We start from the raw sequence: 23,234 nt of genomic DNA, 5'->3' as shown, positions 1-23,234 counted from the left end.
CGCCGCCGCTCCGGTCGCCGCTGCCCCGGCTCCCGTTGCCGCCCCGGCCCCGGCTCCTGCCCCCGCCCCGGCTCCGGCTCCTGTCGCCACGCCCGTCGCGACCCCTCCGGGTGGTTACGTGCCGCTGGCCAAGCCGCCGGTGCGGAAGCTGGCCAAGGACCTGGGCGTCGACCTGTACGCCCTGTCGGGCTCGGGCCCGGGTGGCGTGATCACGCGCGAGGACGTCGAAGCGGCCGTCGCCGCGCCGGCGGCCGCGCCGTCACCGTCCACTGCGGACAACGGCACGCGTGAGCGGCGGGTGCCGATCAAGGGCGTCCGCAAGGCGACCGCGCAGGCGATGGTGGACAGCGCGTTCACCGCGCCGCACGTCACGGAGTTCCTGACCGTCGACGTGACGCCGATGATGGAGCTGCGCGCGCGCCTGAAGAACGCGCCGGAGTTCCGCGGCGTCAAGCTCACGCCGCTGGCGTTCGCCGCCAAGGCGGTCGTCCTGGCCGCCCGCCGCACGCCCGACGTCAACGCGACGTGGGACGAGGCGGCGCAGGAGATCGTCTACAAGGACTACGTGCACCTGGGCATCGCCGCCGCGACGCCGCGCGGTCTCGTGGTCCCCAAGGTCCGCGACGCCGACCGCATGTCACTGCGCGAGCTGGCCGTGGCACTGGAAGAGCTGGCCACGACCGCCCGCGACGGCAAGACCACGCCCGCCGACATGATGGGCGGCACGATCACCATCACCAACGTCGGCGTCTTCGGCGTCGACACCGGCACCCCGATCATCAACCCCGGCGAGTCGGCGATCCTCGCCCTGGGCGCGATCCGGGACATGCCGTGGGTGGTGGACGGCCAGGTCGTCCCGCGCAAGGTGTGCCAGCTGGCCCTCAGCTTCGACCACCGCGTGGTCGACGGCCAGCAGGGCTCGCAGTTCCTGGCCGACGTGGGCGCGCTCCTCGCCGACCCCGGCGTGGCGATCACGTACTGACCGGTCGACCGCGAACGGGCCGGCACCCACTCGGGTGCCGGCCCGTTCTCACGGCGGGGTCAGGTCCCGATCCCCGGCCTCGTTGAACAGCTTGGTCCGCTCGCGCTCCTCCTGGCCGAGCGTCAGCACGTGCGCCGCCTCGGTGACCCGCTGCCTGCGGTAGTTGACCGCGAGCGCGACGACACCGCCGAAGCCCGCGACCACCGTCAGACCGATCTTCACTTGCCGGCTGGGCGAGCGGCCGTGCGTTAATCGGGTTGAAGTTCCAGTGACTGGAAAGTTCAGGGTGGTCCCCGTGACGCACTACTCGATCGGCGAACTGGCGCGGATGACCGGGCTGTCCACGCGGACGATCCGGTTCTACTCCGACTCCGGCGTGATCCCCGTGGCGGGGCGCACGGCGGGCGGGTTCCGCACCTACGACGTCGACGGGTTGGCGCGGCTGAAGCTCGTGCGGACCCTGCGCGACCTGGGCGTCGACCTGCCCACCGCGCAACGTGTCCTGGCACGGGAGGTGTCCGTCGCCGAGGTGGCGCGGACGCACGCGGAAGCCATCGACGCGCAGATGCGCACGCTCCGGCTGCGCCGGGCCGTGCTGCGGGTCGTGGCGCGGAACGGGGAGGTGGAGATGGTGCACGAGTTGGCGCGGCTGTCGGAGGAGGAGCGGCAGGCGATCCTCGACGACTTCTTCGACGAGGTGTTCGGCGGGCTCGACCTGGAGCCGAACTTCGAGCAGCACATGAGGTCGGTGCGGGTGGAGCTGCCGGACGACCCGACGCCCGAGCAGCTGGAGGCGTGGATCGAGCTGGCGAACCTGGTGCGGGACCCGGACTTCCGGGCGTCGATCCGGCGGATGTCGGAGCGGCACCAGGAGTTGCGGGCCGAAGGCGCCGACATGTCGCCGAGCACGCCGGCGCAGATGGAGGCGTTCCAGTACGCGTTCGCCCAGGCGCGCGAGGCGTTGGACGCCGGGGTCGACCCGCGTTCGCCGGAGGCGGCGGCCATCGTCGCCAGGATCAACGAGAGGTGGGCGTCGGCGCTGGACGTGCCCGGCGTGGGCCCCGAGCTGTCCCGGCGCATGGAGGAGTTCGGCGACCCGAGGGCCGAGCGCTACTGGCAGCTGATCGCCAAGGTCAACGGCTGGGAGACGCAGATCCCCGACACCACCGCCGAACGGGCGTGGCTGGTCGAAGCGGGGCGCTGACTACTCCCGGACGAGGCAGAACGGGTGGCCGGCGGGATCGGCGAACACGGACCACGCCTCGTGCGAGTCGTCCAGCGACGTCCCGCCCAACCGGAGGACCTCGGCCCTGGCCACGCCGAGGTCCTCCACCCCGACGTCCAGGTGGAACTGCTGCGGCCTGCGCGGATCGGGCCACTCCGGCGCGACGTACTCCGCCACCCGCTGGAAGCACAGCACCGGCCCGCCCTCGACGTGCAACGTGGCCCAGTCGTCGTCCACCGACCACCGCGGGTCCGGCCGATCGACCTCACCGCCGAGAACGCCCTGGTAGAACGTCGCCAGCGCCCTGGGCTCCGGACAGTCGAGCACGACGCACTGCACCACCCCGATCATGCGCCGAGCGTAACCGCGAACCGACCGTGCCGAGGAACGTCGACACGTGGTCGAATGGGACCCGTGATCCCACCCCCCGCACCGGAACCGTCGTTCGACCTGGCCGACCTGGTGGGGAACCCGCCGGACGCCGCCGTGCCCAGGCTGGAGGCGGAGGGCTTCGACGTCCAGGTCGTCAACCAGGACGAGACGAGCTTCGTCACCCTGGACTGGCGCCCCACCCGAATCCGCCTCTTCACCCGCGCCGGTGTCGTCGTGGAGGCGCGGCAGGGTTGAGCGGCGCCCGCCCCACGTGGCCGCAGCCCCGCGGCTCGTCGGCCTCGGGGCTTCGACCACCGGTCACGCGGGTGCGCCGGCGTGCCGTGGACGGTCAGCGCTGGTCGCGGGTGCGGCCCTCGACGTCGCCCTCGGTGTCGATCCGCTCCTTGCGCACCTCTCCGGAGACGGTCTCGGTCTCGGTGACCTGCTCCTTCGCCAGCCTGACCCGCTCCACCGGAACGGCCTCGGTGTCCACGACCGGGCGCTCCTCGTGCAGGGTGACCTCGTGCTCCTCGTCGGAGATGTCAGGACCCGACATCGCCTGCGACCGGTTGCCCTCGGTGATCGGCTCGCGCTCGACGCGGACCTCCTCGCGGGTGACGGGGACGGACACCTGCTCCTGCTCGGTCACCACGTACTTGCGCAGCCGGGCGCGCCCCGCTTCCCGCTGCTCGGTGCCCACGCGCAGGTGCTCCTCGGAGCGGGTCATCGCGTCGTCCGTCGTCGGCCCGGACGTGTCGTGCCCGACGGCCTCACGGCCCGTAGCGCGACGGTCGTCGAAGTCCTCCCGCGTGCGGCCGCCGGTGAGCCCGTAGTGCGAGTACAGGCGCGACTCGTCGTCGCGCTCGATGCGCCCGCTCTCCGGGCTGACGTTCGGGGCGTCCTTGACCTGCGCCTTGTCGAACGGCGTCTCCAGGTCGCCGTCGCCGCGGGGGTGCATCCCCTGCACCGGCACGAACGTCTCGTTCATGCCGAACAGGCCGGTGTGCACGGTGACCCAGCTGGGCCGGCCGTCGTCGTCATCCGTCCACAGCTGACCGACCTTGCCGATCTTGTCGCCGGCGGTGTCGTAGACGGTGCGGCCCGTCCAGTCGCGCATGCCCTCGGTGATTCCACTCGTCATCGTTCCTGCTCCTCTTGCCGGGGTGTCAGATCCCGCGGGCACGCCCACGGTTCAAGGCGATTACCCCGAGCGGGTTAACCAACACATCCTTTCGGGGGTTGATTCGCCGAGGACGAGCCGAGGAGGCGGAACGACAGGGCGCGTCGAGGGGACAGCAGGAGGCGGGGTCCTCCGCGTCCCGAAGACCCCGCCCGCTTTCCCGAGCGGCCTGGGGGAGCGGCCCGGGAGATCAACTCACTTGATGTACATCCCGGAAATGGCCCTGGCCACGACCAACCGCTGGATCTCCGACGTCCCCTCGAAGATGGTGAAGATCTTCGCGTCGCGGTGCATGCGCTCCACCGGGTGCTCGCGCGTGTACCCCGCCCCACCCAGGATGTGGATCGCACGCTCCGTCGCCCACACGGACACCTCGCCCGCCTTGAGCTTCGACATCGACCCCTCGCCCGCCGTGAACGGGACGTTGTTGCGACCCATCCACGCCGCCCGCCACACGAGCAGCCGGGCCGCGTCGATCTCCATCTTCATGTTCGCCAGGTCGAACGCGATCGACTGGTTCTCGATGATCTTGCGGCCGAACGCCTCGCGGTCCTTCGCGTACTCCAGCGCGTACTCGTACGCCGCACGCGCCACGCCCACCGCCATCGCGCCGACGGTGGGGCGGGTGGTCTCGAAGGTCGCCATCGCGGCCTGGCCGCCGGCCTTCTGGCCCTCACGGGCGCGGGCGAGCCTGGCGTCCAGGCGCTCCTTGCCGCCGAGCAGGCACCGGCCGGGCACGCGCACGTCGTCGAAGAACACGTCCGCCGTGTGCGACGCCCGCATCCCGTGCTTCTTGATCTTCCCCGGCGACGACAGGCCGGGCGTCCCCGGCGGCACGATGAAGCCGGCCTGGCCGCGCGCGCCGAGCGCGGGGTCGACGACCGCGGTGACGACGTGGACGTTGGCGATGCCGCCGTTCGTCGCCCACGCCTTCTGGCCGTTGATCACCCACTCGTCCTTCGCCTCGTCGTACACGGCCCGGGTCCGGTACCCGGCGACGTCGGACCCCGCCTGCGGCTCGGACGCGCAGAACGCCGCCAGCTTCGGCTCGTCCTCGGTCCCGAAGCACTCGGGCACCCACTCGGCCAGCTGCTCGGGCGAGCCGGACGCGAAGATGCCCGCCGCGGCGAGCCCCGTGCCCATCAGCGCCAGCGCGATCCCGGCGTCACCCCAGAACAGCTCCTCGGTGGCGATGGGCAGCGACAGGCCGATGGGGTCGGCGAACCAGGTGGCCAGCGCCTCGAACCCGTACAGGCCGATCTTCGCCGCCTCCTGGATCACCGGCCACGGGGTCTCCTCGCGCTCGTCCCACTCGGACGCCGCCGGCCGGATCACGTCCTTCGCGAAGCCGTGCACCCACTCGCGCAGGTCGACCTGGTCCTCGTTCAGCTCCAGCGAAAAACCGCCCATGGTCCCCTCACGCCTTCGGAATGGTGAACAGGCTCATGAACCCGGCCGCGAAACCGAGGTCGCCCTGGACCTTCAGCTTGCCGGTCATGAACAGCACGGGCGCCGACGCGTTGCCGGTCGCGAGCTTCAGGAACTCCACCGGTCCCAACGCGACGGTGGCCCGGGGGTCACGGGTCGCGCCCTTGTTGATCGTGCACCTGGCGTCCTCGATGACGACCTCGTACACGTCGTCGCCGTCGAAGCCGCCGGTCAGGTGGAAGTGGACGACCGCGCGCGTGGCGCCGGCGCGCTCGCTGCGGAAGTGCGCCTCCATGCGCCGGAACACCTCGTCCAGCACGCGCTCGCGCAGCCCCGGCCGGGACGTCACGGCCTCGACCTGGTCCTTCGACGCGCGCGAGATGATCCGCGCGAAGTTCTGCGCGTCCATCTTCGCGAGGTCGAGGTCGGCGCCGCCGTCGGCCAGCGTGCCGAGCACGCCCAGCAGGTCGGCGAACTCGTCCTTGCCGAGCTTCCGGGGGTCGATCCCGCGCGCGATGACGTCGATGTCGAGGTCCTTGAGCGCGGGATCGCCGGGGTCGACCTGCTTGAGCGTCGAGATCAGCTCCCGCGGGCCGAGTTTCGCGACCGCCTCGGTGGTCAGGTCGATGGTCATGTGGCACCTCCGCTACCTACTGGGTGGTAAGTCTACTGGCGAGTAGGTAGGGCGGCAAGGGGCGGGGAGTAATCTTGTCCCAGCCATCCAGGGGGTGTGATGCACGCGAAGCAGCCGGTCCGCTCGGGTCGGGCCAAGAGACTGCCACGAGCGGTGCGCGAACGGCAGATCATGGACGCCGCGGTGGACGTCTTCTCGCGCCTGGGCTTCCACGCCGCGTCGATGGACGAGATCTCCGAGGTCGCGGGCATCTCCAAGCCCATGCTGTACGCCTACCTGGGCTCGAAGGAAGAGCTGTTCGCCACCTGCATCCGCCGCGAGGCGACCCGCATGATGGAGGCGATCGCGAACGGCGTGGAGGCCGAGGAACCGCCGGACGTCCAGCTGTGGAGCGGACTCCGGGCGTTCTTCGGGTTCGTCGGCGAGAACCGCGCGAGCTGGCAGGTGCTGCACCGGCAGGCGTCCTCGCAGGGCGGGCCGTTCGCCCGGGAGCTCGCGGACATGCGCGGCCGGGCGATCAGCCTGGTGGCCGCGCTGCTCGTGCACTCGTCGGACTTCGCCGACGTGCCGCGCGCGGGTGACAAGGAGGCCGAGTCGCTGGCCGCCGCGCTCGTCGGCGCGGGCGAGTCGCTGGCCGACTGGTGGCTCGACAACCCGGACGAGCCGGCCGTCGTCGTGGCCGCGCGCCTGATGAACCTGGTCTGGATGGGGTTCGGCGACCTCGTGGCGGGCGACGTGTGGCGCCCGCCGTCGGGCCGGGGGTAACCCGGGCGAACCGGGCATCTCCTTCTTCGATCCAGACATCGAGGATGTCTTGTTGTGCCCGCTTCGGGCGCGCAATTACCTTCGTCGTGAGCGATTAATCCACCTCGCTTGATATCCGGTGGACATTCGAATTCGACGAAAGGGAACTCGTGTCTGACGCTGCGCTGCGCGCGTATCCGGACGTGGCGATCGTGGGCGCCGGTCCGCGCGGGCTTTCCGTGCTGGAAAGGCTGCTCTTACGGCTGGCCGGGAACACTCCGGCGGACGAGGTGCGGATTTGGGTGTTCGAGCCCGGTGAAGCCGGAGCCGGTCGGATCTGGCGGACTTCCCAGAGCGAGTGGCTGCTGATGAACACCGCCGCGGGCGAGGTGAGCGCGTTCTCGTCGGGCCCCGACGGCGGTCCCACCCGGGCCGGCCACGGTCCGTCGTTCGCCGAGTGGCTCGCCGTCCACCCCGACCCGAAGTGGGCGGCGATCGGCCCGGACGACTACGGCCCCCGCGCCGCCTACGGCCAGTACCTCCGCATGGCTTACGAGAGCATGGTCGAGCACGCGCCGCCGGGCGTGCTGGTCCACCACGTGGCCGAGGCGGCGGTCAACCTGGACCGCCGGGACGGCCGCACGGTGGTCGTCGGCTCGGGCGGGCGCCGGATCGCGGTCGACAAGGTCGTGCTCACCACCGGCCACCCCCGCAACGCGCCGGACGACGAGGAAGCCGCGCTGCTCACGTTCGCCCGGACCCGCCCGCCGCTGCGCTACCTGCGCGGCGACTCGGCGGCCGACATGCCGTTGTCGCTGGTGGAACCCGGTGAGCAGGTGGGCGTCATCGGTCTCGGGCTGACGTTCTTCGACGTGGTGGCCGAGCTGACCCTCGGCCGCGGCGGGCGGTTCGCCGAGGAGGACGGCGAGACGGTCTACCTGCCCAGCGGCCGGGAACCGCGGCTGGTCGCCGGTTCGCGCAGCGGGCTGGTGATGCTCGCCCGCGGCCGCAACCAGAAGGCGCCCACCTACCGCTACCGGCCGGTGATCGCGACCGTCGACGCCATCACGGAGGCCCGGCGCGCCGCGCAGCGGGCGGACGGCTCCGCGCAGCTCGACTTCCAGCGCGACGTCCTGCCCCTGCTGCGCCTGGAGGTCGAGCACGTCTACTACACGACCCACGTGCGCCGCAGGCACGGCGACGAGGCGGCCGGGCTCTTCGCCGCACGCCACCAGGAGCTGCGGCAGCCGCACGACGCCCCGCCCGTGCGGCGGCTGCTCGCCGAGTTCGGCGTGGACGACGTGGAGCCGGTGGACCTGCCGCGGCTGGCGCGGCCGTTCAGCGGCCTGGAGTTCACCGACCCCGGTCACTTCCACGACCACCTGCTGGACCTGCTCGGACGGGACATCGCGCACGCCCGGCAGGGCAACGTCGACAACCCGCTGAAGGCGGCGCTGGACATCCTGCGCGACATCCGCGGCAGCGTCCGCCAGGCCGTCGAGTTCGCCGGGCTGCGCCCCGGCTCGCACCGGGACGACTTCCTGTCCTGGTTCAACCCGATCAACACCATGGTCTCGGCCGGTCCGCCCGCGTCCCGCGTGGCGCAGGCGTGCGCGCTCATCCGCGCCGGCGTGCTCACCGTCGTCGGTCCCGGCACGGAGGTCACGACCGACCCGGACTCCGGCACGTTCGTCCTGCGCTCGAACCAGGTGCGCGGCTCGCGCCGCGAGGTCACCACCCTGGTCGACGCCCGCATTCCGCGGCCCCGGCTCAGCGCCAACACCGACGAGCTGTACGGCAGGCTCCTCGCGGACGGCCTGGTCAGCGAGCACGTCAACACCGACCCGGTCACCGGGCAGCGGTTCGCCGCGGGCGGCATCGCCGTCACCCGCGCGCCGTTCCACGTCGTCGACGCCCTCGGCCGCCCCGACCCGAACCTCTTCGCGCTGGGCATCCCGACCGAGAACACCCGCTGGTTCACCCAGATCGGGAACGGCAGGCCCGGTCCGCTGACCGGTTTCCACGCCGACGCGGACGCGGTGGCCGCCGACATCCTGCGCGCCCGGCGCGCCCTCCAACCCGTCGTCCTCACCGCGCGTTCCACCCGGACGCCGTCGCCGGTCGCCGGCTGACCCCCACCAGGAAGGACATCGCCGTGCCCACCTCGCCGACCGAGCGCTTCCGCGCCGCCCGCGACCTCCTGCTCAGCCTGCACGACGACCACGACGAGGCCTGCGCCAAGTTCACCTGGCCCCACTTCGACGAGTTCAACTGGGCGCTCGACTGGTTCGACGCCGTCGCCCGCGGCAACGACCGCACCGCGCTGCACGCGATCCGCGGCCAGGCCGAGGAGCGGCTCAGCTACGCCGAGCTGTCCGAGCGGTCGAGCCGGCTCGCCAACGGCCTGCGCGCCGCCGGCGTGGCCCGCGGCGACGTGCTGCTCGTCGTGCTCGACAACCAGGTCGCCGTCTGGGAGGCGCTGCTGGCCGCGATGAAGCTCGGGGCGGTCGTCGTCCCGACCTTCACCACGGTGTCCGCGGCCGACCTGGCCGACCGGGTGGAACGCGCCGCCGTGCGGCACGTCATCACCACCGCCGAGCTGACGCCCCGGTTCGCCGGCCTGCCCGACCACGTCACGCGGATCAGCGTCGGCGGCCCGGTCGCCGGCTGGCTGGACTACGACGACCTGCGCTCGGCGTCCGCCGACTTCGTGCCGGACGGCCCGACCCGCGCCGAGGACCCGCTGTTCCTCTACTTCACGTCCGGCACCACGTCGAGGCCGAAGCTGGTGCCCCACACCCACGTCAGCTACCCGGTCGGGCACCTGTCCGGCATGTACTGGAACGGCGTGCGGCCGGGCGACGTGCACCTGAACGTCTCGGCGCCGGGCTGGGCCAAGCACGCGTGGAGCAGCTTCTTCGTGCCCTTCAACGCCGAGGCGACGTTGTTGAGCGTCACCGCGGACACGACCGAGGAACTGCTCGACCACATGGTGCGCCACCGCGTCACCACGTTCTGCGCGCCGCCGACCGCGTGGCGGATGCTCATCCAGCACGACCTGCGCCGCTGGCCGGTCCGGCTGCGGGAGGCGGGCAGCGTCGGCGAGCCGCTGAACCCCGAGGTGGTGGAGCGGGTCCGCGACGCGTGGGGCGTGACCGTCCGGGACGGCTACGGCCAGACCGAGACGACGGCGCAGATCGGCAACACCCCGACCCTGCCGGTGCGCCCCGGCTCGATGGGCAAGCCGCTGCCGGGCTACGAGATCGTGCTGGTCGACCCGAACACCGGCGCGGTGGGCGACGAGGGCGAGATCTGCGTGGCGCTGTCGCCGGACCGGCCGGTGGGCGTGATGCCCGGTTACGTCGGCGACGACGAGAAGAACGCGCGGACGTTCGCGGGCGGCTACTACCACACCGGCGACATCGGGCGCCGTGACGAGGACGGCTACCTGCACTACGTCGGGCGCACGGACGACGTGTTCAAGTCGTTCGACCACCGCATCTCGCCGTTCGAGCTGGAGAGCGTGCTGCTGGAGCACGAGGCGGTGGCCGAGGCCGCCGTGGTGCCCGCGCCCGACCCGGTGGGCCTCGTGGTGCCCAAGGCGTACGTGGCGCTGGTGGCGGGCGAGACGCCGTCGGCCGACACGGCCCGCCGCATCCTCGACCACGCCCGGGCGAACCTCGCGCCGCACCAGTGGGTGCGCCGCCTCGAGTTCGCCGTCCTGCCGAAGACCACCTCGGGGAAGATCCGCCGCGCCGAGCTGCGCGCCCGTGACGTCGAACGGGCCGCCGGCGTGGAGTTCGCCGAGGTCGAGTACCTGGCCGACGACCTGCCCGCGGGCAGCGCCCCCGGCATCGGCCGCGCCGCCGAAACCCCGGTCGTGACGACCACCGGGACCCCGGTCGTGACGACCACCGAGACCTCCGTCGTGACGACCGCCGACATCCCCGTCCAGACCACTGCCGACACCCGCACCGAATCCGACAATTCCCTGAGGAGCAAGGACATGCGCGACATCAAGGTCTACCACTCCCTGTTCGACGGCGGCCTGCACAACGGGCAGATCGCGTGGGAGGAGTACGTGCAGCCGGGCCGCAACGCGGTGGACGTCGAGTGGCTGTACACCCAGGCGGAGACGGGTCCGGCCGGCGCGGAGGCGTACATCGCGCACTTCAAGCCCGGCTCGCACGGCGACCTGCACGAGCACCTGGGCTTCGAGGTGCTGCTGATCCTGGAGGGCGAGCTGCACAACGACAACGGCGACCGCTACCCGGCGGGCACGCTGTTCGTCGAGAAGCCGGAGAGCATCCACCAGGTCTCCAGCCCGACCGGCTGCTTCGCGCTGGTGATCCGGGAGAAGGGCACCCGCCGCATCATCGACGACCCGGTCGAGGGCGCGCAGTCCGCCTCGGTGTCGGCGGACTCCGTCTCTGCCGGCTGACCCCCGCGCACCGCGATTTCCCCACGGGCCTCCCGTCCGTGGGGAGATCCCCCTCCCCCCTCACGGCCGTGGGGCCCCACACCCCACGGCCGTGATCCCCCTTGCCGAGCTGTCCCCTTCAACGCCATCATGTAACGGGTTCAACCCGTTACATGCGCCCGCCGGAGCTGTCGGTTCCGCACGAAGACCAGGAGAAGCGATGTCCCAGACCCAGGACCGGCCGGCGCTCGCGCCACCGCCCACGACCGAGGTCGTGATCGGCCGGACCGGAAAGCCGCACTCGCCCCGCTACCGGTGGGGCATCCTCGGGATCGGCATCTTCGCCCAGGCCGCGTTCAGCGCCACGTTCCAGGGCATCCCGACCTCGGGGTCCATCCTCCAGGCCGCCTACGGCTACTCGCTGTCCGAGCTCGGCCTGGTGCTCGCCGCCGTGACCGCGGGCATCTTCATCACCGACGTGTTCTGGGGCATCCTGTCCGACCGCATCGGCGAGCGGAAGGTGCTGATCGTCGGCCTCTCCGGCACGACGCTGACCCTCGCGTACGTCACCGCGTTCCTGGTGCCGAGCGCGGACGTGGCGCCCGCCGCCTGGGCCCTGGCCGTCGTGCTGTTCCTGTCCGGGGCGCTCGGCGGCTGCGTCAACGGCGCGTCGGGCCGCGCGGTCATGGGCTGGTTCCCGCCGGACAAGCGGGGTTTCGCGATCAGCCTGCGGGTGGCCGCGGTGCCGGCCGGTGGCGCGCTGGGCGCGGCGATCATGCCGACGCTCGCCGTCGGCGCCGGTTTCCGCTGGGTGTTCCTGTTCCTGACGCTGTTCATGGCGGCCGCGACGATCGCCGTGATCGCGTGGCTGGACGAGCCGCCGCTGGCCCGCACCAAGGCGTCCGACGGCGTGGCCGCGACGACGTTGCCGAACCCGTTGGTGCGCTGGGACATCTGGCGCGTCGCGATCGTGGCGTTCCTGCTGGACCTGCCGCAGTTCACCGTGCTGACGTTCGGCTCGGTGTTCCTCACCTCCGTCATGGGGCTGCCGATCGAGGGCGTCGTGGTGGCGCTCGTCGTCGTGCAGGTGCTCGGCGGCGCGTCCCGCGTGTGGAGCGGCCGGTGGACCGACCAGCGCGGCGGCCGGTACCGGCGCACGCTGGTCCGCGTCTACAGCTGGCTGATCGCCGCGGCCTTCGTCGGCGTGGCGCTGCACGAGGTCGCGCCCGGCTGGCTGGTGGTCGGCCTGTTCGTCGCGGCCGGGTTCCTGGCCTGCGGCTGGCACGGCGTGCACTACGCGGAGATCGCCACGATGGCGGGCGCCGAGCGTTCCGGCACGGCGCTGGGACTGGAGAACACCATGGTCTTCGGCGGCGCGTTCGTCACGCCGCTGCTTATCCCGCTGGTGCTCGCGGCGTCGTCGTGGCCGGTGGTGATGGTGCTGGTCGGCGCGGTGCCGGCGGTAGCCTCGGCCTTGTTGATGCCCCGCGAGCAGCCGGTCCGCTGACCCGGTCCGCCGGGACGCCGGCTTCGAGGAGGACGCGCGTGACACCGCCGACCGCGAGCCGGCTGGGACTCGACCTCGTCGCGACGGTGCGCAGCCGCCTCGGCGGCGCACCCCGCGACGACCTGACGAGCCCGGCGACCCTGGCCGCGTGGCTGGCCGCGCGCGGCATGTCGCACTGCGCCGACCCCGACGAGGTCGACCTCCGGGAGTTCCGGGCGCTGCGCGAGACGGCGTACCGGCTCCTGGAGGTCGTCGTCGACGGGACGCGCGCCCGGCCTGCGGACGTCGAGTCGGTCAACCGGTGGGCCGCGCACCCGCCGCCCGCCGTCCGCCTGCGCGCCGAGGACCTCCCCGACGGCCGGACCGACCTGCGCGCGGAACCGGTCCGGCCGACGACCGCGCAAGTGCTCGGCCTCGTGGCCCGCGACCTGGTCGACCTGGTCACGGGCCCGCAGCGCGACCGGCTGCACCAGTGCGAGGCCGAGGTCTGCGGCAGCTTCTTCGTGGACACCTCCCGGGCCGGGAGGCGGCGCTGGTGCTCCGCCGCCACCTGCGGGAACCGGATGCGGGTGGCCGCGCACCGCAGTCGTGCGCACGACTGAACCGCGTCCGTGCCGATCGTGATGAAAGCGGTGCCGCCGTGATCTACCTGCACACCACCGCGCTGCTGCGCCTCGCCTCGGGGCGCGGCGGCGCGGCGCTGTCCGCCTTTCCGCCCGCGCGGTCCGGTGAATTGGCCGCGTTCAGCTCGTTGACCCGCGTGGAGGCGGCCGGCCGCGGCACGCGGCGGCGGGTGGACCGGTTGCTGGAAGACCCGAGGTTTCTGGAAATACGGGTGTCCGCACTGATTCTCGACCTCGTGGACCTCGTGGCGGACGACGGCCTGGACACCCGGCGTGCGGTCCACCTCGCCACCGCGTTGAGCCTGCGCCCCGTCATCACCGCGTTCTTCAGCCACGACCGGCGGCTGAACGCCGCGGCGCTGGCCCACGGGCTGCCGCCGCCCGCACCGCGGCTTGCCGAAGCGCCGGGATCGCACATGAAACATGAGATGCGCTCGGTATTACGCAGAGTTCCGCACAACTTTCGTTTTACGAATCGAGACCACCCGAACGGTCTATGACGCAAAGTAGTGGGGTGGATATGATCTGTCAGGGCGTGAAGAATCACCGCGCTGTAGTCCCGCGCGGTCGCCCCGGTCCCTTTGTAGTAATGAGGGACTTTCGAGGAAAGAATAATAGAATGCCATTCTGACGGTGGCCGCTGAACGAGAGCAGTTCCTGGGGGAGGAATAGCTGTGGACGTCAGGCAGTTAGCCGCTTTTCGCGCGGTGGCGCAGACCCGGAGCATCACGCGGGCCGCCGCGGCACTGGGCTACTCGCAATCGGCGGTCACCACGCAGATCAAGGGCCTGGAGTCGGTCGTCCGGGCGCGCCTGTTCGAACGGAGGCGGGACGGTGTTCGGCTGACGGCCAGCGGCGAGCGGTTCCTGCCGTACGCGACCAGGCTGCTCCGGCTCACCGAGGAGGCGCGCTCGGCGGTGGCGCCGGAGGCCGTCCTCGGCGGCACGCTCACCATCGGCGCCAGCGAGTCGATCACCACCTACCGCCTGCCCGACGTCGTGCGCCTGTTCCACGCGGCGCACCCGAAGGTGCGCCTGTCGCTGCACACCTTCCACGAGGGGCCGGAGGCGATGGTGGCGGCGCTGGGCCGCGGCGACATCGACGTCGCGCTCACCCACTCCATCGACCCCGGCCCGACCGGTCCCGCGACGCGGCGGCTGGCGACCGAGGAGCTGGTGCTGGTCGCGACGCCGGACCACGCGCTGGCCCGCCGCGCCGCCGTGACCACCGAGGACCTGAGGTCGGCGCCGACGCTGATCGTGCAGTCGGCGTGCGTCTACGACACGATCCTGCGCACCGAGCTGACGGCCGTGGGCCCGCGCGTGGTGCCGCCGCTGGAGTTCGGCACGATCGAGGGAGTCAAGATCGCGGCCCTGTCCGGCCACGGCGTGGCGCTGCTGCCGCGCGTCACCGTCACCGGGCTGCTGGACACGGGCGCGCTGGTCCAGCTGCCGTGGGCGCCCGCCGTCACGGTCGCCAGCTACGTGGCGTGGGACGAGGAGCAGTGCGACCCGGCCATGCTGAGCGCGTTCGAAGCGGTGCTGGACCGGGTCGCGGCGGGCTGGGCGTGCTCGCCGGCGTGCGCGGAGGTCGGCTCGCTCAGCGCGTGATCACGCCCTCCAGGTGCGGTCGGTCGGACCAGAGCGCGAACCGCCACCCGTCGCCCGTTCCCGACGACGAGAAGTCCACCTCGCCAGGCAGCAGGACAGGAGCCTTGAACCGCACGTCGACCTCGTACGCGTCGGGCAGCCGACCCTCGAAGGCCGCCAGGCACCGCGCCTTCGACCACATCCCGTGCGCGATGGCACGGGGGAAGCCGAACGCCTTCGCGGCGAGCGCGCGCAGGTGGATCGGGTTCCGGTCGCCGGACACGTCCGCGTACCGCCGCCCGAGGTCGTCGGGCAGCCGCCACGACGCCGTGGGGGTGGGCGGGCCCACGTGCGCGGGCGGGCTCGCGTGCGCGGCCGGCGCCGCCGACGTACCGCCGCTCCGGCGAAGATATGTCGACACGTCGACCCACACCTCCTCGCCGTCCACCGACGCCGTGGTCACCACGTCGAACTGCCGCCCGCGTTCGTGCGGCCGCAGGTCCGCGAGCGCCACGTGCAGCGACAGCGGCTCGGACACCGCGATCGGCCGGTGCTGCCGGATGCGGTTGGCGACGTGCACCAGGCCGGGCAGCGGGAACGGGAAGCCGGGGCCGGTCATCAGCCGGACCTGGGACTCGAACCCGAGCACGTGGGGGTAGGTGATCGGCAGCTCGTCGCGCACGCCGAACCCGCAGACCTTGTTGTAGCGGGCCAAGTGCGCCGGGTCGACGGTGACGTGGACGTCCACAGTGGACTCCGGCAGCGCGGTGCCGCGCCGGGTGAACCCGGTCAGCGCCGCCTTCGCGTACAGGAGGGTCAGGTTCGCCATCACGCCCCCAGCAGGCTCTGCCCGCACACCCGGACGACGTTGCCGTTCACGCCGGACGACGCCGGGTGCGCGAACCACGCGATGGTCTCGGCGACGTCCACCGGCAGCCCGCCCTGCGACAGGCTGTTCATCCGCCGCCCGGCCTCGCGGATGAGCAGCGGCACCGCCGCCGTCATCCGCGTCTCGATGAACCCCGGCGCGACCGCGTTCACCGTGGCCCGCCCCGCGACCCGGCCGGACAGCGAGTCGACCAGGCCGATCACGCCCGCCTTGGTGGTGGCGTAGTTCGTCTGGCCGACGTTCCCGGCGATGCCCGCGATGGACGACACGCCGACGACCCGCCCGTTCGCGCGCACCGCGTCGGCGGCGAACAACGCCTCGGTGACCCGTTCGACGGAGGCCAGGTTGACCGCGACGACGGCGTCCCACCGGGCCGCGTCCATCCGGCCGAGCGTGCGGTCGCGGGTGATGCCCGCGTTGTGCACCACGACGTCCACGCCGCCGTGCCGCTGCTCGACGTGCTCGACGATCCGCGCGGGCGCGTCCGGCGCGGTGATGTCGAGCTGCACCGCCGACCCGCCGACCCGGTTCGCCACCGCGGACAGCTCCTCGCCCTGCGCGGGCACGTCCAGGCAGACGACGTGCGCGCCGTCGCGGGCCAGCACGTCGGCGATCGCCGCGCCGATGCCCCGCGACGCGCCGGTGACCAGCGCGACCTTCCCGGCGAGCGGCCGGTCCGGGTCGGCGGGCGCCTCCACGTCGGCCGGGCCGATCCGGATCACCTGGCCGGACACGTACGCCGACCGTCCCGACAGGAGGAACCGCAGCGTCGAGTCGATCGCGTCCTCGGCGCCGGGCGCGACGTGCACCAGCTGCGCCGTGCCGCCCCGCTTCAGTTCCTTGCCGACGCTGCGGGTGAACCCTTCCAGCGCGCGCTGCGCGATCCGCGACTCCGCCTGCTCGGGCGGCGTGCCGAGCACGACGACCCGTCCGCACGGCGCGAGGGACCGGATCACCGGCTGGAAGAACTCGTACAGCTCCCGCAACCGCTCGACCGAGTCGATGCCGGACGCGTCGAACACCAAGGCGCCATAACGCCCGCCCGCGCCCGCCGACCCGCCCGCGCCCGCCGACCCGCCCCGCGCCGCCGATGCGCCCCGGTCCGCCGACCCCGCCTGGGCCGCCGACCCGTCACCCCCGACCGACCCGGCTCCCGCGCCCGACACCACGTCCAGCCCGAGAGCCTTCACCGCCGCGCCCACCGGACCCACGAGCCGCCCGCCGCCACCGAGCAGCACCGGTCCGTCCAGTGGAGGCTGGGTGGGTGAGTGGCGGCGCAGCGGGTACGGCTCGGGCAGCCCCAGCTTGCCCACGACGAACCGCCCGAACCCGGACCTGGCGAACGACTGGTAGCGATCCATGCCCACATCACACTCCCTACTTACTAGTAAGTCTACTGGTCAGTAGGTAACATTGGCAGCGCAAGCCCCACCACTCCGGAGGACGACATGGCGCGAGTAGCGATCCTCGGCGGCAACCGCATCCCGTTCGCCCGCTCGAACGGCCCCTACGCCACCGCGTCCAACCAGGACATGCTCACCGCCACCCTCGACGGCCTGGTCAGCCGGTTCGGGCTCCAGGGCGAACGGCTCGGCGAGGTCGTCGCGGGCGCGGTCCTCAAGCACAGCCGCGACTTCAACCTGGTGCGCGAGGCCGTCCTGGGCAGCAGGCTGTCCGCCGACACGCCCGCGCACGACCTCCAGCAGGCGTGCGGCACGGGCCTCCAAGCCGTGATCGCGGTCGCCAACAAGATCGCGCTCGGCCAGATCGAGGTCGGCATCGCGGGCGGCGTAGACACCACCAGCGACGCCCCGATCGGCGTCAACGAGGACCTGCGCGGCGTGCTGCTGGAGCTCAACCGGGCCCGCGGCGCGGGCGCGAAGCTCAAGGCGGCGCTGAAGCTGCGCCCGAAGCACGTCGTGCCGGACGTGCCGCGCAACGGCGAGCCGCGCACCGGCCTGTCCATGGGCGAGCACGCGGCGATCACCGCCCGCGAGTGGGGCATCGGGCGCGAGGAGCAGGACGAGCTGGCCGTCGCGAGCCACCGCAACCTCGCCGCCGCGTACGGGCGCGGGTTCTTCGACGACCTGGTCACGCCGTTCCTCGGCCTGACCCGCGACCAGAACCTGCGGCCCGACTCGTCGGTCGAGAAGCTGGCCCGGCTGAAGCCGGTGTTCGGCCGGGGCGAGGGCGCGACGATGACGGCGGGCAACTCCACGCCGCTCACGGACGGCGCGTCGGCCGTGCTGCTGGCGTCGGAGGAGTGGGCCGCCGCGCGGAACCTGCCCGTGCTGGCCTACCTGACGTTCAGCGAGACGGCCGCGGTCGACTACGTGCACGGCGGCGAGGGACTGCTCATGGCGCCCGCCTACGCCGTGCCGCGGATGCTCGCGCGGGCCGGGTTGGCGTTGCAGGACTTCGACTTCTACGAGATCCACGAGGCGTTCGCGTCGCAGGTGCTGGCGACGTTGAAGGCGTGGGAGGACGCCGACTTCTGCAAGGGCAGGCTCGGCCTGGACGGCCCGCTCGGCCCGATCGACCGCTCGAAGCTGAACGTCAACGGCTCGTCGCTGGCCGCCGGCCACCCGTTCGCCGCCACCGGCGGGCGGATCGTGGCGACGTTGGCCAAGCTCCTGGCCGAGCGGGGCAGCGGTCGCGGGCTCATCTCGATCTGCGCTGCGGGTGGTCAGGGCGTTACGGCGATCGTGGAAAAGTAGTTCCGTGCACTAGGCCGAACGGGTGTTAGGGGTAACACAACGCGTTCTCGTTCCGTTTCCAATGCATGAACCACTCACGGCTCTTCGCCGCAGTCGTGCTTGTGGCGGCGTCCTGCGCTGCTTGCGGGGAGACGTCCCGCGAAGCGACCACCGTCCGCATCGGTGTCACCGCGTCGTCCAACGAGCCCCGCGTCGCGCTGACCAGGACCGTCGTCGACCGGCTGTCCGCCGCCGTCGACCAGGGCGTGACCAGGGTCGTCGTCTACCGGCAGGGCCAGGCGTCCGGCGCCGCGCACTCCGATGAGGACTTCACGGTCCGCGACGGCAACGACATCGAGGACGACGACGCGCTGCGCGAGCTGGGCTTCGAGCAGAACCTCAACCGGCTGGCCGGCGAGCTGACCCAGCTGGGCGGCACGACCCCGGAGCTGGACCCGCTGTCGGTGCTCGCGGACATGGCGACCAGCCCCGGTCCGGAGGTGCTCGTGCTGCACAGCAGCGGGTTGCAGACGACCGAGCCGCTGGACCTGACCCGGCTCGGCCTGGACTTCGACCTGGCCTCCGTGGTCGCGTCCGTGCCCGACGACGCGGTGCCGGAGCTGACCGGCAAGGACGTGATCTTCTCCGGCCTCGGCCAGGTGGCCGGCGCGCAACGCCCCCTGCCGCCGGGCGCGCAGGCCGCGTTGGTCGACCTGTGGCTCGGGATCTGCGCGAAGTTCGGTGCGAAGAGCTGCACGCACGACACCGAGCCCGTGCCGGGCGGCGCGTCGATCGGCCGCGCCGAGGTGCCGACGGTGGACATCGGCGACGTGGTGCAGCAGGACGCGCTGGTGCACATCCCCAGCTCCCTGCTGTTCAAGGCGGGCAGCGACCAGCTGGTGCCGGGCGCGCGCGAGGTGCTACAGGGGGTGGCGGAGAAGTTCGACGGCCGCACCACCGCGCGGGTGATCAGCCGCACGGCCAGCTCGGCGTCCGCCGAGGCCGCGGCCGACCTGACCCAGCGGCGCAGCCAGCGGGTGGTGGCCGAGCTGGTGGACCTCGGCGTGAGCCGGTCGGCGATCACCGAGGTCGTCGGGGCGGGATTCTCGTCACCGCTGGCCGTCGACCTCGACGCGTACGGCGAGCTGATCCCCGACGCCGCCGCGCGCAACCGCTCGGTCGTGATCGAGCTGGCCTCGCCGCGCTCCAGCAGCTGACCGCCCGCCCGCCGCCCGGTGACGTGAGCCGCCCGGCGGCGGGGCGTGGTGGCCGGCGATCAGTCCAGCAGGGTCCACGACGCCGTGCAGCGGACCGTGACCACGATGTTCTGCGCTTCGAGGTTGAGCTGGTCCATCCCCGGCGGCACGCCGGGCGCGCCGCCGAACGCGGCCATCCCCATCCGCGCCGACTCGGCCGCCCACACCTCCGCGTCGCCGTCGGTCAGCCGCTGGAGCGGGCCGAGGCGCGCGCCGAGCGCTTCGACGTACCCCTCCGCCCGCCGCCGCGCGTCCTGCACGGCCGCGCGCTGCGCCTCGCGCACCGCGTCGACGTCGTCCTTGAGCTGCCAGGTCGGTCCGTTCAGCCAGGTCGGCTCGGCGACGACGAGCGCGCCGAGCAGGTCGTCCAGCCCGGTCAGGTCGTCGACCCGCACCACGTAGTTCTGCGCGGCCCGGCTGCCGGAGCGGCGCTTGCCGTTCCAGTTGTCGTGGACGTCGAGCCGGCGCGACCGCACCTCGACCCCCGGTCGCCGGAACGCGGGCTCCACCCCGGCGACCCGCGCGGTCAGCGCGTCCACCGCCTCGTTGCGCGTCGAGCCCGTCGTCTCGAAGCTCACGTGCACCTCGGCGCGGTCGGCGGTCCGCTCGACCTTGCCGACGCCCTTCGTCACCACCTCAGCCATGCCGCCGACGCTACCCGCCATGCCGTTCCATAGTTCTATATAGCTCGATCACTAGATTGACCGATACCGCGCGACACGGTCGAAGTATTGGATCGGCCCTAGACACCTCGATACCGTCCGAGGATGGACCCGGTGCGCAACCCGTTCGCCCCCGGCGCGGGCCAACGGCCGCCAGAGCTGGCGGGACGCGACAAGGAGCTGGGCGCGTTCGAGGTGGTGCTCGAGCGGGTCGCGCGCGGCCGGCCGGAACGCAGCCTCGTGCTCACCGGGCTGCGCGGCGTCGGCAAGACCGTGCTGCTGGGCGAGCTGCGGTCGATGGCGCTCAAGCGCGGCTGGGGCGCCGGGAAGATCGAGGCGCGGCCCGAGGCGGGGTTGCGCCGGCCGTTGTCCGCGGCGCTGCACCGGGCGATCCGCGACCTGGCCGTGCGGCACCGCGCGCCGGACCGGGTGGAGGCCGTGCTGGGGGTGCTCAAGGCGTTCGCGCTGCGGTCCAACCCGGAGGACGCGAAGCTGCGCGACCGGTGGCAGCCGGGCATCGACGTGCCGGCGGCGGTCGGCCGGGCCGACTCCGGCGACATCGAGATCGACCTGGTGGAGCTGTTCACCGAGGTCGCCGAGCTGGCGCAGGACGTGGGCGCCGGCGTGGCGCTGCTGATCGACGAGATGCAGGACGTGCGGGCGGACGACATCTCGGCGTTGTGCGCGGCCTGCCACGAGCTGTCGCAGTCCGGCGCGCCGCTGGTCGTCGTCGGCGCGGGGCTGCCGCACCTGCCCGCCGTGCTGTCGGCGTCGAAGTCCTACTCGGAGCGGCTGTTCCGGTACGTGCGGATCGACCGGCTGTCGCGGGAGGACGCGGACCGGGCGGTGCTCGCGCCGGTCGACCGCGAGGAGGCGGGCATCGAGCCGGAGGCGCTGGACGCGCTGTTCGACGCGTCGGGCGGCTACCCGTACTTCATCCAGGCCTACGGCAAGGCGGCGTGGGACGCGGCGCCCGCCGACCCGATCACCGCGGTGGACGTGGCGGTGGCCGCCCCGGAGGCGGACGCCGAGCTCGCGGTCGGGTTCTTCGGGTCGCGCTACGAGCGGGCGACGCCGGCCGAGCGGGAGTACCTGCGGGCGATGGCGGAGCTGACCGACGGCAAGGACGCGGGCGTGAACACCGCGCAGGTGGCCGACCACCTGGGGCGCAAGCCGTCGTCGTTGTCGCCCGCGCGGGACAGCCTGATCAAGAAGGGGCTCGTGTACTCGGCGGAGCGCGGGCAGATCGCGTTCACCGTGCCGCACTTCGGGCGGTTCCTGCTCGGCCGCGAGGACTGATCGTCGTCCCGACCTGCGGTTACCCGTTGGCTTCGGTCGCATCGGGCGATCTAGCGCGCACGTTAGAGAGTTGTCGGGTCGCCGTCCGGTCAGCGAGGTGTACGCCAGGCGAATCGTCGGGAGCGGAGGCGTTACGGCCGATGATTCGCCGGTATGTGCGACACCTCACCGGATAATCGGGTGATTTCCTGCTCTGGAGGGTGCATACTTGAGGCACACCACCGAGAGAGACCTTTGAGAGGGATGAACCCCCGATGAACTTCACTGCGAAGCTCCGCGCTCGTCGTGTCGAGGCTCGCAACCGCAAGGCTGTCGCCCGAGCGATCGACATGGCGCCCACCCCGGCCATGCGTCACGAGCTCATGGCGATCGCACAGGCCCAGGTGACCTCCCTCCGCTGAGGGTGGACCTCCCGGCGCGCGTGACGACCACCCGATCGACACCGGGTGCGCGCCCCGTCGTCCGCGCACTGGCGAAGGGGGACGATGAAGCCCTGCCGCACCTCCCGCGCGGCAGGGCTTCGTCACATGTCGAAACGTGATCTCTGTCACACCCGATAGAGGGTGTAACAGTCCACGATCGGGTATCGATGTGTCAGGTGACCCCGCGATGCTGTCGGACCCCCGACCTGGCAGCACCGCGGGGTTTCCCATGTCCGGCCCCGTGCCCGGCTAACCCGCCGTGGCCGAGCCGTTCCAGGTGTCGTCCCGTCTGCGGGCGCGCCTGATCATCACTGCATCCCCCTGCGTGTTCGTCGTCCCCCAATGGACCACTCCATCGTGCCATCGGGGTACGACAGTTTCGTGAACGTTTGCTGAGAGCATGACCCGATGACGCCCCCGCTCCTGGTCGTGGACGCGGCCAACGTCGTCGGCTCCGTGCCGGACGGCTGGTGGCGCGACCGCGCCGGCGCCGCCGCCCGCCTCCGCGACGACCTCGCCACCGTCGCCGAGCAAGGCCTCCCCACCCTCCCCGGCCCCCTCGACGTCGTCCTCGTCGTGGAGGGCAAGGCCCGTCACGTCGAGTCGATCCCCGGCGTCCGCGTCGTGCCGGCCCCGGGCGACGGCGACGACACCATCGTGGAAGTCGTGAGAACCGAATCCACCGACCGCCCGTGCACCGTGATCACCGCCGACCGAGCCCTCCGCGCCCGCGTGACAGCCCTCAACGCCACCGTCCTGGGCCCGAGGACAATCCGCCGCCCCTGACCGCGGACGCCCATCCGGGCCAGGCGTCGGGCTCCAGCTCGCGGAGCCACCTCACGAAGTTGTCCAAGCAGGTCAACCGCTCCGGCTCCAGCGGGTCGGGGCTGAAGTGCATGACCTCGTCGCGCACGACGCGCACCTCGTTCAGCGCTCCGATGAACACCTGCCGGTTGAGCTGTGTGACGCCCCAGTGGTCGTCCTCGCCCGCCTTCCGCGCTGAGGTCCCGCCTCGCAGGAACCGGTCCGCGGCCGGCCTCACGACTTCCGGTACACCTCGCGTCGATGCGCCACTCTCACGATCGTCACCAAGACCTTGGTGTCCTCGACCTGGTAGATCACCCGGTGGTCGCCGACCCGGATGCGCATCACGCCCGCGGGCCGGCCGGCGAGCGCACGACATCCCGGAGGGCGGGGATCGGCTCCCAAGGTCGTCACTGCCAGGACGATCCTGCGCCCGGTCTGCTTGTCCAGCTTGCGAAGCTCCCGCAGGGCGGCAGCGGTCCACTCGATCTCATACGCCACG

At 72.3% G+C, this 23,234-nt stretch carries 24 protein-coding genes; 14 read left to right on the top strand and 10 right to left on the bottom strand.

Annotated features, from left to right (window positions below; genetic code table 11):
- A partial coding sequence (locus ACFQ3T_RS01900; RefSeq protein ID WP_380719022.1) for a dihydrolipoamide acetyltransferase family protein occupies positions 1–982 on the top strand: 982 nt, incomplete at its 5' end.
- Between the two features lie 48 nt (positions 983–1,030).
- Here ACFQ3T_RS01900 and ACFQ3T_RS01895 read toward each other — a convergent pair.
- Positions 1,031–1,204: a hypothetical protein gene (locus ACFQ3T_RS01895; protein ID WP_380719020.1), complete on the bottom strand. Its 174-nt coding sequence runs from the start codon at positions 1,202–1,204 to the stop codon at positions 1,031–1,033.
- A 73-nt stretch (positions 1,205–1,277) separates the two neighbouring features.
- Here ACFQ3T_RS01895 and ACFQ3T_RS01890 point away from each other — a divergent pair, with 73 nt between their 5' ends.
- Positions 1,278–2,186 (top strand): helix-turn-helix domain-containing protein, encoded by a 909-nt coding sequence (locus ACFQ3T_RS01890; protein WP_380719018.1) that lies wholly within the window; start codon positions 1,278–1,280, stop codon positions 2,184–2,186.
- On the opposite strand, the gene ACFQ3T_RS01885 is transcribed toward ACFQ3T_RS01890, so the two are convergent.
- Positions 2,187–2,558, bottom strand: coding sequence for a VOC family protein (locus ACFQ3T_RS01885; protein WP_380719016.1), 372 nt, complete (start codon positions 2,556–2,558; stop codon positions 2,187–2,189).
- Positions 2,559–2,621: 63 nt separating this feature from the next.
- Between ACFQ3T_RS01885 and ACFQ3T_RS01880 the strand changes: the two genes are divergently transcribed.
- On the top strand, positions 2,622–2,834 hold the full coding sequence (locus ACFQ3T_RS01880; RefSeq protein WP_380719013.1) for a hypothetical protein: 213 nt from the start codon (positions 2,622–2,624) through the stop codon (positions 2,832–2,834).
- Between the two features lie 94 nt (positions 2,835–2,928).
- Here the strand turns inward: ACFQ3T_RS01880 and ACFQ3T_RS01875 are convergent, their stop codons facing one another.
- The 3 genes from ACFQ3T_RS01875 to ACFQ3T_RS01865 all read right to left on the bottom strand — a co-directional run bounded on the left by ACFQ3T_RS01875 (position 2,929) and on the right by ACFQ3T_RS01865 (position 5,821).
- A complete protein-coding gene (locus ACFQ3T_RS01875; RefSeq protein ID WP_380719011.1) occupies positions 2,929–3,720 on the bottom strand; it encodes a DUF2382 domain-containing protein in 792 nt (263 codons plus the stop codon).
- A 234-nt stretch (positions 3,721–3,954) separates the two neighbouring features.
- On the bottom strand, positions 3,955–5,169 hold the full coding sequence (locus ACFQ3T_RS01870) for an acyl-CoA dehydrogenase family protein (RefSeq protein ID WP_380719009.1): 1,215 nt from the start codon (positions 5,167–5,169) through the stop codon (positions 3,955–3,957).
- A gap of 7 nt (positions 5,170–5,176) precedes the next feature.
- Positions 5,177–5,821: an SCP2 sterol-binding domain-containing protein gene (locus ACFQ3T_RS01865; RefSeq protein ID WP_380719007.1), complete on the bottom strand. Its 645-nt coding sequence runs from the start codon at positions 5,819–5,821 to the stop codon at positions 5,177–5,179.
- Positions 5,822–5,920: 99 nt separating this feature from the next.
- On the opposite strand from ACFQ3T_RS01865, the gene ACFQ3T_RS01860 reads away from it, so the two are divergent.
- The 7 genes from ACFQ3T_RS01860 (at position 5,921) to ACFQ3T_RS01830 (ending at position 14,725) form a co-directional block, all read left to right on the top strand.
- A complete protein-coding gene (locus ACFQ3T_RS01860) occupies positions 5,921–6,586 on the top strand; it encodes a TetR/AcrR family transcriptional regulator (protein ID WP_380719005.1) in 666 nt (221 codons plus the stop codon).
- A gap of 149 nt (positions 6,587–6,735) precedes the next feature.
- Entirely contained in the window at positions 6,736–8,697 is a 1,962-nt protein-coding gene (locus tag ACFQ3T_RS01855; protein WP_380719003.1) for an FAD/NAD(P)-binding protein, read from the top strand.
- 23 nt (positions 8,698–8,720) lie between these two features.
- Positions 8,721–11,006 carry an AMP-binding protein gene (locus ACFQ3T_RS01850; RefSeq protein WP_380719001.1) on the top strand — a complete coding sequence of 762 codons (2,286 nt, stop codon included), beginning with the start codon at positions 8,721–8,723 and terminating at the stop codon, positions 11,004–11,006.
- Between the two features lie 199 nt (positions 11,007–11,205).
- The gene (locus ACFQ3T_RS01845; RefSeq protein WP_380718999.1) at positions 11,206–12,492 is read left to right on the top strand and encodes an MFS transporter; all 1,287 of its coding nucleotides are present in this window, start codon (positions 11,206–11,208) and stop codon (positions 12,490–12,492) included.
- A 38-nt stretch (positions 12,493–12,530) separates the two neighbouring features.
- Positions 12,531–13,094: a CGNR zinc finger domain-containing protein gene (locus tag ACFQ3T_RS01840; protein ID WP_380718997.1), complete on the top strand. Its 564-nt coding sequence runs from the start codon at positions 12,531–12,533 to the stop codon at positions 13,092–13,094.
- A gap of 38 nt (positions 13,095–13,132) precedes the next feature.
- On the top strand, positions 13,133–13,615 hold the full coding sequence (locus tag ACFQ3T_RS01835) for a PIN domain-containing protein (RefSeq protein ID WP_380718995.1): 483 nt from the start codon (positions 13,133–13,135) through the stop codon (positions 13,613–13,615).
- Positions 13,616–13,789: 174 nt separating this feature from the next.
- Positions 13,790–14,725: a LysR family transcriptional regulator gene (locus tag ACFQ3T_RS01830; RefSeq protein ID WP_380718993.1), complete on the top strand. Its 936-nt coding sequence runs from the start codon at positions 13,790–13,792 to the stop codon at positions 14,723–14,725.
- Here ACFQ3T_RS01830 and ACFQ3T_RS01825 read toward each other — a convergent pair.
- Both ACFQ3T_RS01825 and ACFQ3T_RS01820 read right to left on the bottom strand, forming a co-directional pair.
- The gene (locus ACFQ3T_RS01825; protein ID WP_380718990.1) at positions 14,715–15,533 is read right to left on the bottom strand and encodes a MaoC family dehydratase; all 819 of its coding nucleotides are present in this window, start codon (positions 15,531–15,533) and stop codon (positions 14,715–14,717) included. The genes ACFQ3T_RS01830 and ACFQ3T_RS01825 overlap by 11 nt on opposite strands.
- The gene (locus tag ACFQ3T_RS01820; protein WP_380718988.1) at positions 15,533–16,954 is read right to left on the bottom strand and encodes a 3-oxoacyl-ACP reductase; all 1,422 of its coding nucleotides are present in this window, start codon (positions 16,952–16,954) and stop codon (positions 15,533–15,535) included. The genes ACFQ3T_RS01825 and ACFQ3T_RS01820 overlap by 1 nt, the downstream gene beginning before the upstream one ends.
- A gap of 87 nt (positions 16,955–17,041) precedes the next feature.
- Between ACFQ3T_RS01820 and ACFQ3T_RS01815 the strand changes: the two genes are divergently transcribed.
- Positions 17,042–18,310 (top strand): acetyl-CoA C-acetyltransferase, encoded by a 1,269-nt coding sequence (locus tag ACFQ3T_RS01815; protein ID WP_380718986.1) that lies wholly within the window; start codon positions 17,042–17,044, stop codon positions 18,308–18,310.
- Between the two features lie 65 nt (positions 18,311–18,375).
- Positions 18,376–19,506 (top strand): OmpA family protein, encoded by a 1,131-nt coding sequence (locus ACFQ3T_RS01810; RefSeq protein ID WP_380718984.1) that lies wholly within the window; start codon positions 18,376–18,378, stop codon positions 19,504–19,506.
- Positions 19,507–19,565: 59 nt separating this feature from the next.
- Here ACFQ3T_RS01810 and ACFQ3T_RS01805 read toward each other — a convergent pair whose 3' ends face one another.
- Positions 19,566–20,189 (bottom strand): SIMPL domain-containing protein, encoded by a 624-nt coding sequence (locus tag ACFQ3T_RS01805; RefSeq protein WP_380718982.1) that lies wholly within the window; start codon positions 20,187–20,189, stop codon positions 19,566–19,568.
- Between the two features lie 123 nt (positions 20,190–20,312).
- Between ACFQ3T_RS01805 and ACFQ3T_RS01800 the strand changes: the two genes are divergently transcribed.
- Together ACFQ3T_RS01800 and ACFQ3T_RS01795 are read left to right on the top strand one after the other, a co-directional pair.
- Entirely contained in the window at positions 20,313–21,506 is a 1,194-nt protein-coding gene (locus tag ACFQ3T_RS01800) for an AAA family ATPase (RefSeq protein ID WP_380718980.1), read from the top strand.
- An 830-nt stretch (positions 21,507–22,336) separates the two neighbouring features.
- Positions 22,337–22,714: an NTP pyrophosphohydrolase gene (locus ACFQ3T_RS01795; protein WP_380718978.1), complete on the top strand. Its 378-nt coding sequence runs from the start codon at positions 22,337–22,339 to the stop codon at positions 22,712–22,714.
- Here the strand turns inward: ACFQ3T_RS01795 and ACFQ3T_RS01790 are convergent.
- Positions 22,671–22,970 carry a hypothetical protein gene (locus ACFQ3T_RS01790; RefSeq protein ID WP_380718976.1) on the bottom strand — a complete coding sequence of 100 codons (300 nt, stop codon included), beginning with the start codon at positions 22,968–22,970 and terminating at the stop codon, positions 22,671–22,673. The two genes, ACFQ3T_RS01795 and ACFQ3T_RS01790, sit on opposite strands and share 44 nt — an antisense overlap.
- A complete protein-coding gene (locus ACFQ3T_RS01785; RefSeq protein ID WP_380718974.1) occupies positions 22,967–23,233 on the bottom strand; it encodes a type II toxin-antitoxin system RelE family toxin in 267 nt (88 codons plus the stop codon). The genes ACFQ3T_RS01790 and ACFQ3T_RS01785 overlap by 4 nt, the downstream gene beginning before the upstream one ends.
- Between the last annotated feature and the right edge of the window lies 1 nt (position 23,234).

Source organism: Saccharothrix hoggarensis (assembly GCF_042678885.1).
Classification (GTDB): domain Bacteria; phylum Actinomycetota; class Actinomycetes; order Mycobacteriales; family Pseudonocardiaceae; genus Actinosynnema; species Actinosynnema hoggarensis.
Note: the sequence above shows the minus strand (reverse complement) of the source record. Positions and strands in the feature narration are given on the sequence as shown.

Bases quoted from the DNA above. Each gene is read 5' to 3' on its own strand.
- ACFQ3T_RS01815 (WP_380718986.1), top strand. From the start codon at position 17,042: ATGGCGCGAGTAGCGATCCTCGGCGGCAACCGCATCCCGTTCGCCCGC.
- ACFQ3T_RS01875 (WP_380719011.1), bottom strand. From the start codon at position 3,720: ATGACGAGTGGAATCACCGAGGGCATGCGCGACTGGACGGGCCGCACC.
- ACFQ3T_RS01845 (WP_380718999.1), top strand. From the start codon at position 11,206: ATGTCCCAGACCCAGGACCGGCCGGCGCTCGCGCCACCGCCCACGACC.
- ACFQ3T_RS01810 (WP_380718984.1), top strand. From the start codon at position 18,376: ATGAACCACTCACGGCTCTTCGCCGCAGTCGTGCTTGTGGCGGCGTCC.
- ACFQ3T_RS01805 (WP_380718982.1), bottom strand. From the start codon at position 20,189: ATGGCTGAGGTGGTGACGAAGGGCGTCGGCAAGGTCGAGCGGACCGCC.
- ACFQ3T_RS01825 (WP_380718990.1), bottom strand. From the start codon at position 15,533: ATGGCGAACCTGACCCTCCTGTACGCGAAGGCGGCGCTGACCGGGTTC.
- ACFQ3T_RS01795 (WP_380718978.1), top strand. From the start codon at position 22,337: ATGACGCCCCCGCTCCTGGTCGTGGACGCGGCCAACGTCGTCGGCTCC.
- ACFQ3T_RS01860 (WP_380719005.1), top strand. From the start codon at position 5,921: ATGCACGCGAAGCAGCCGGTCCGCTCGGGTCGGGCCAAGAGACTGCCA.
- ACFQ3T_RS01820 (WP_380718988.1), bottom strand. From the start codon at position 16,954: ATGGATCGCTACCAGTCGTTCGCCAGGTCCGGGTTCGGGCGGTTCGTC.
- ACFQ3T_RS01885 (WP_380719016.1), bottom strand. From the start codon at position 2,558: ATGATCGGGGTGGTGCAGTGCGTCGTGCTCGACTGTCCGGAGCCCAGG.
- ACFQ3T_RS01865 (WP_380719007.1), bottom strand. From the start codon at position 5,821: ATGACCATCGACCTGACCACCGAGGCGGTCGCGAAACTCGGCCCGCGG.
- ACFQ3T_RS01870 (WP_380719009.1), bottom strand. From the start codon at position 5,169: ATGGGCGGTTTTTCGCTGGAGCTGAACGAGGACCAGGTCGACCTGCGC.
- ACFQ3T_RS01800 (WP_380718980.1), top strand. From the start codon at position 20,313: ATGGACCCGGTGCGCAACCCGTTCGCCCCCGGCGCGGGCCAACGGCCG.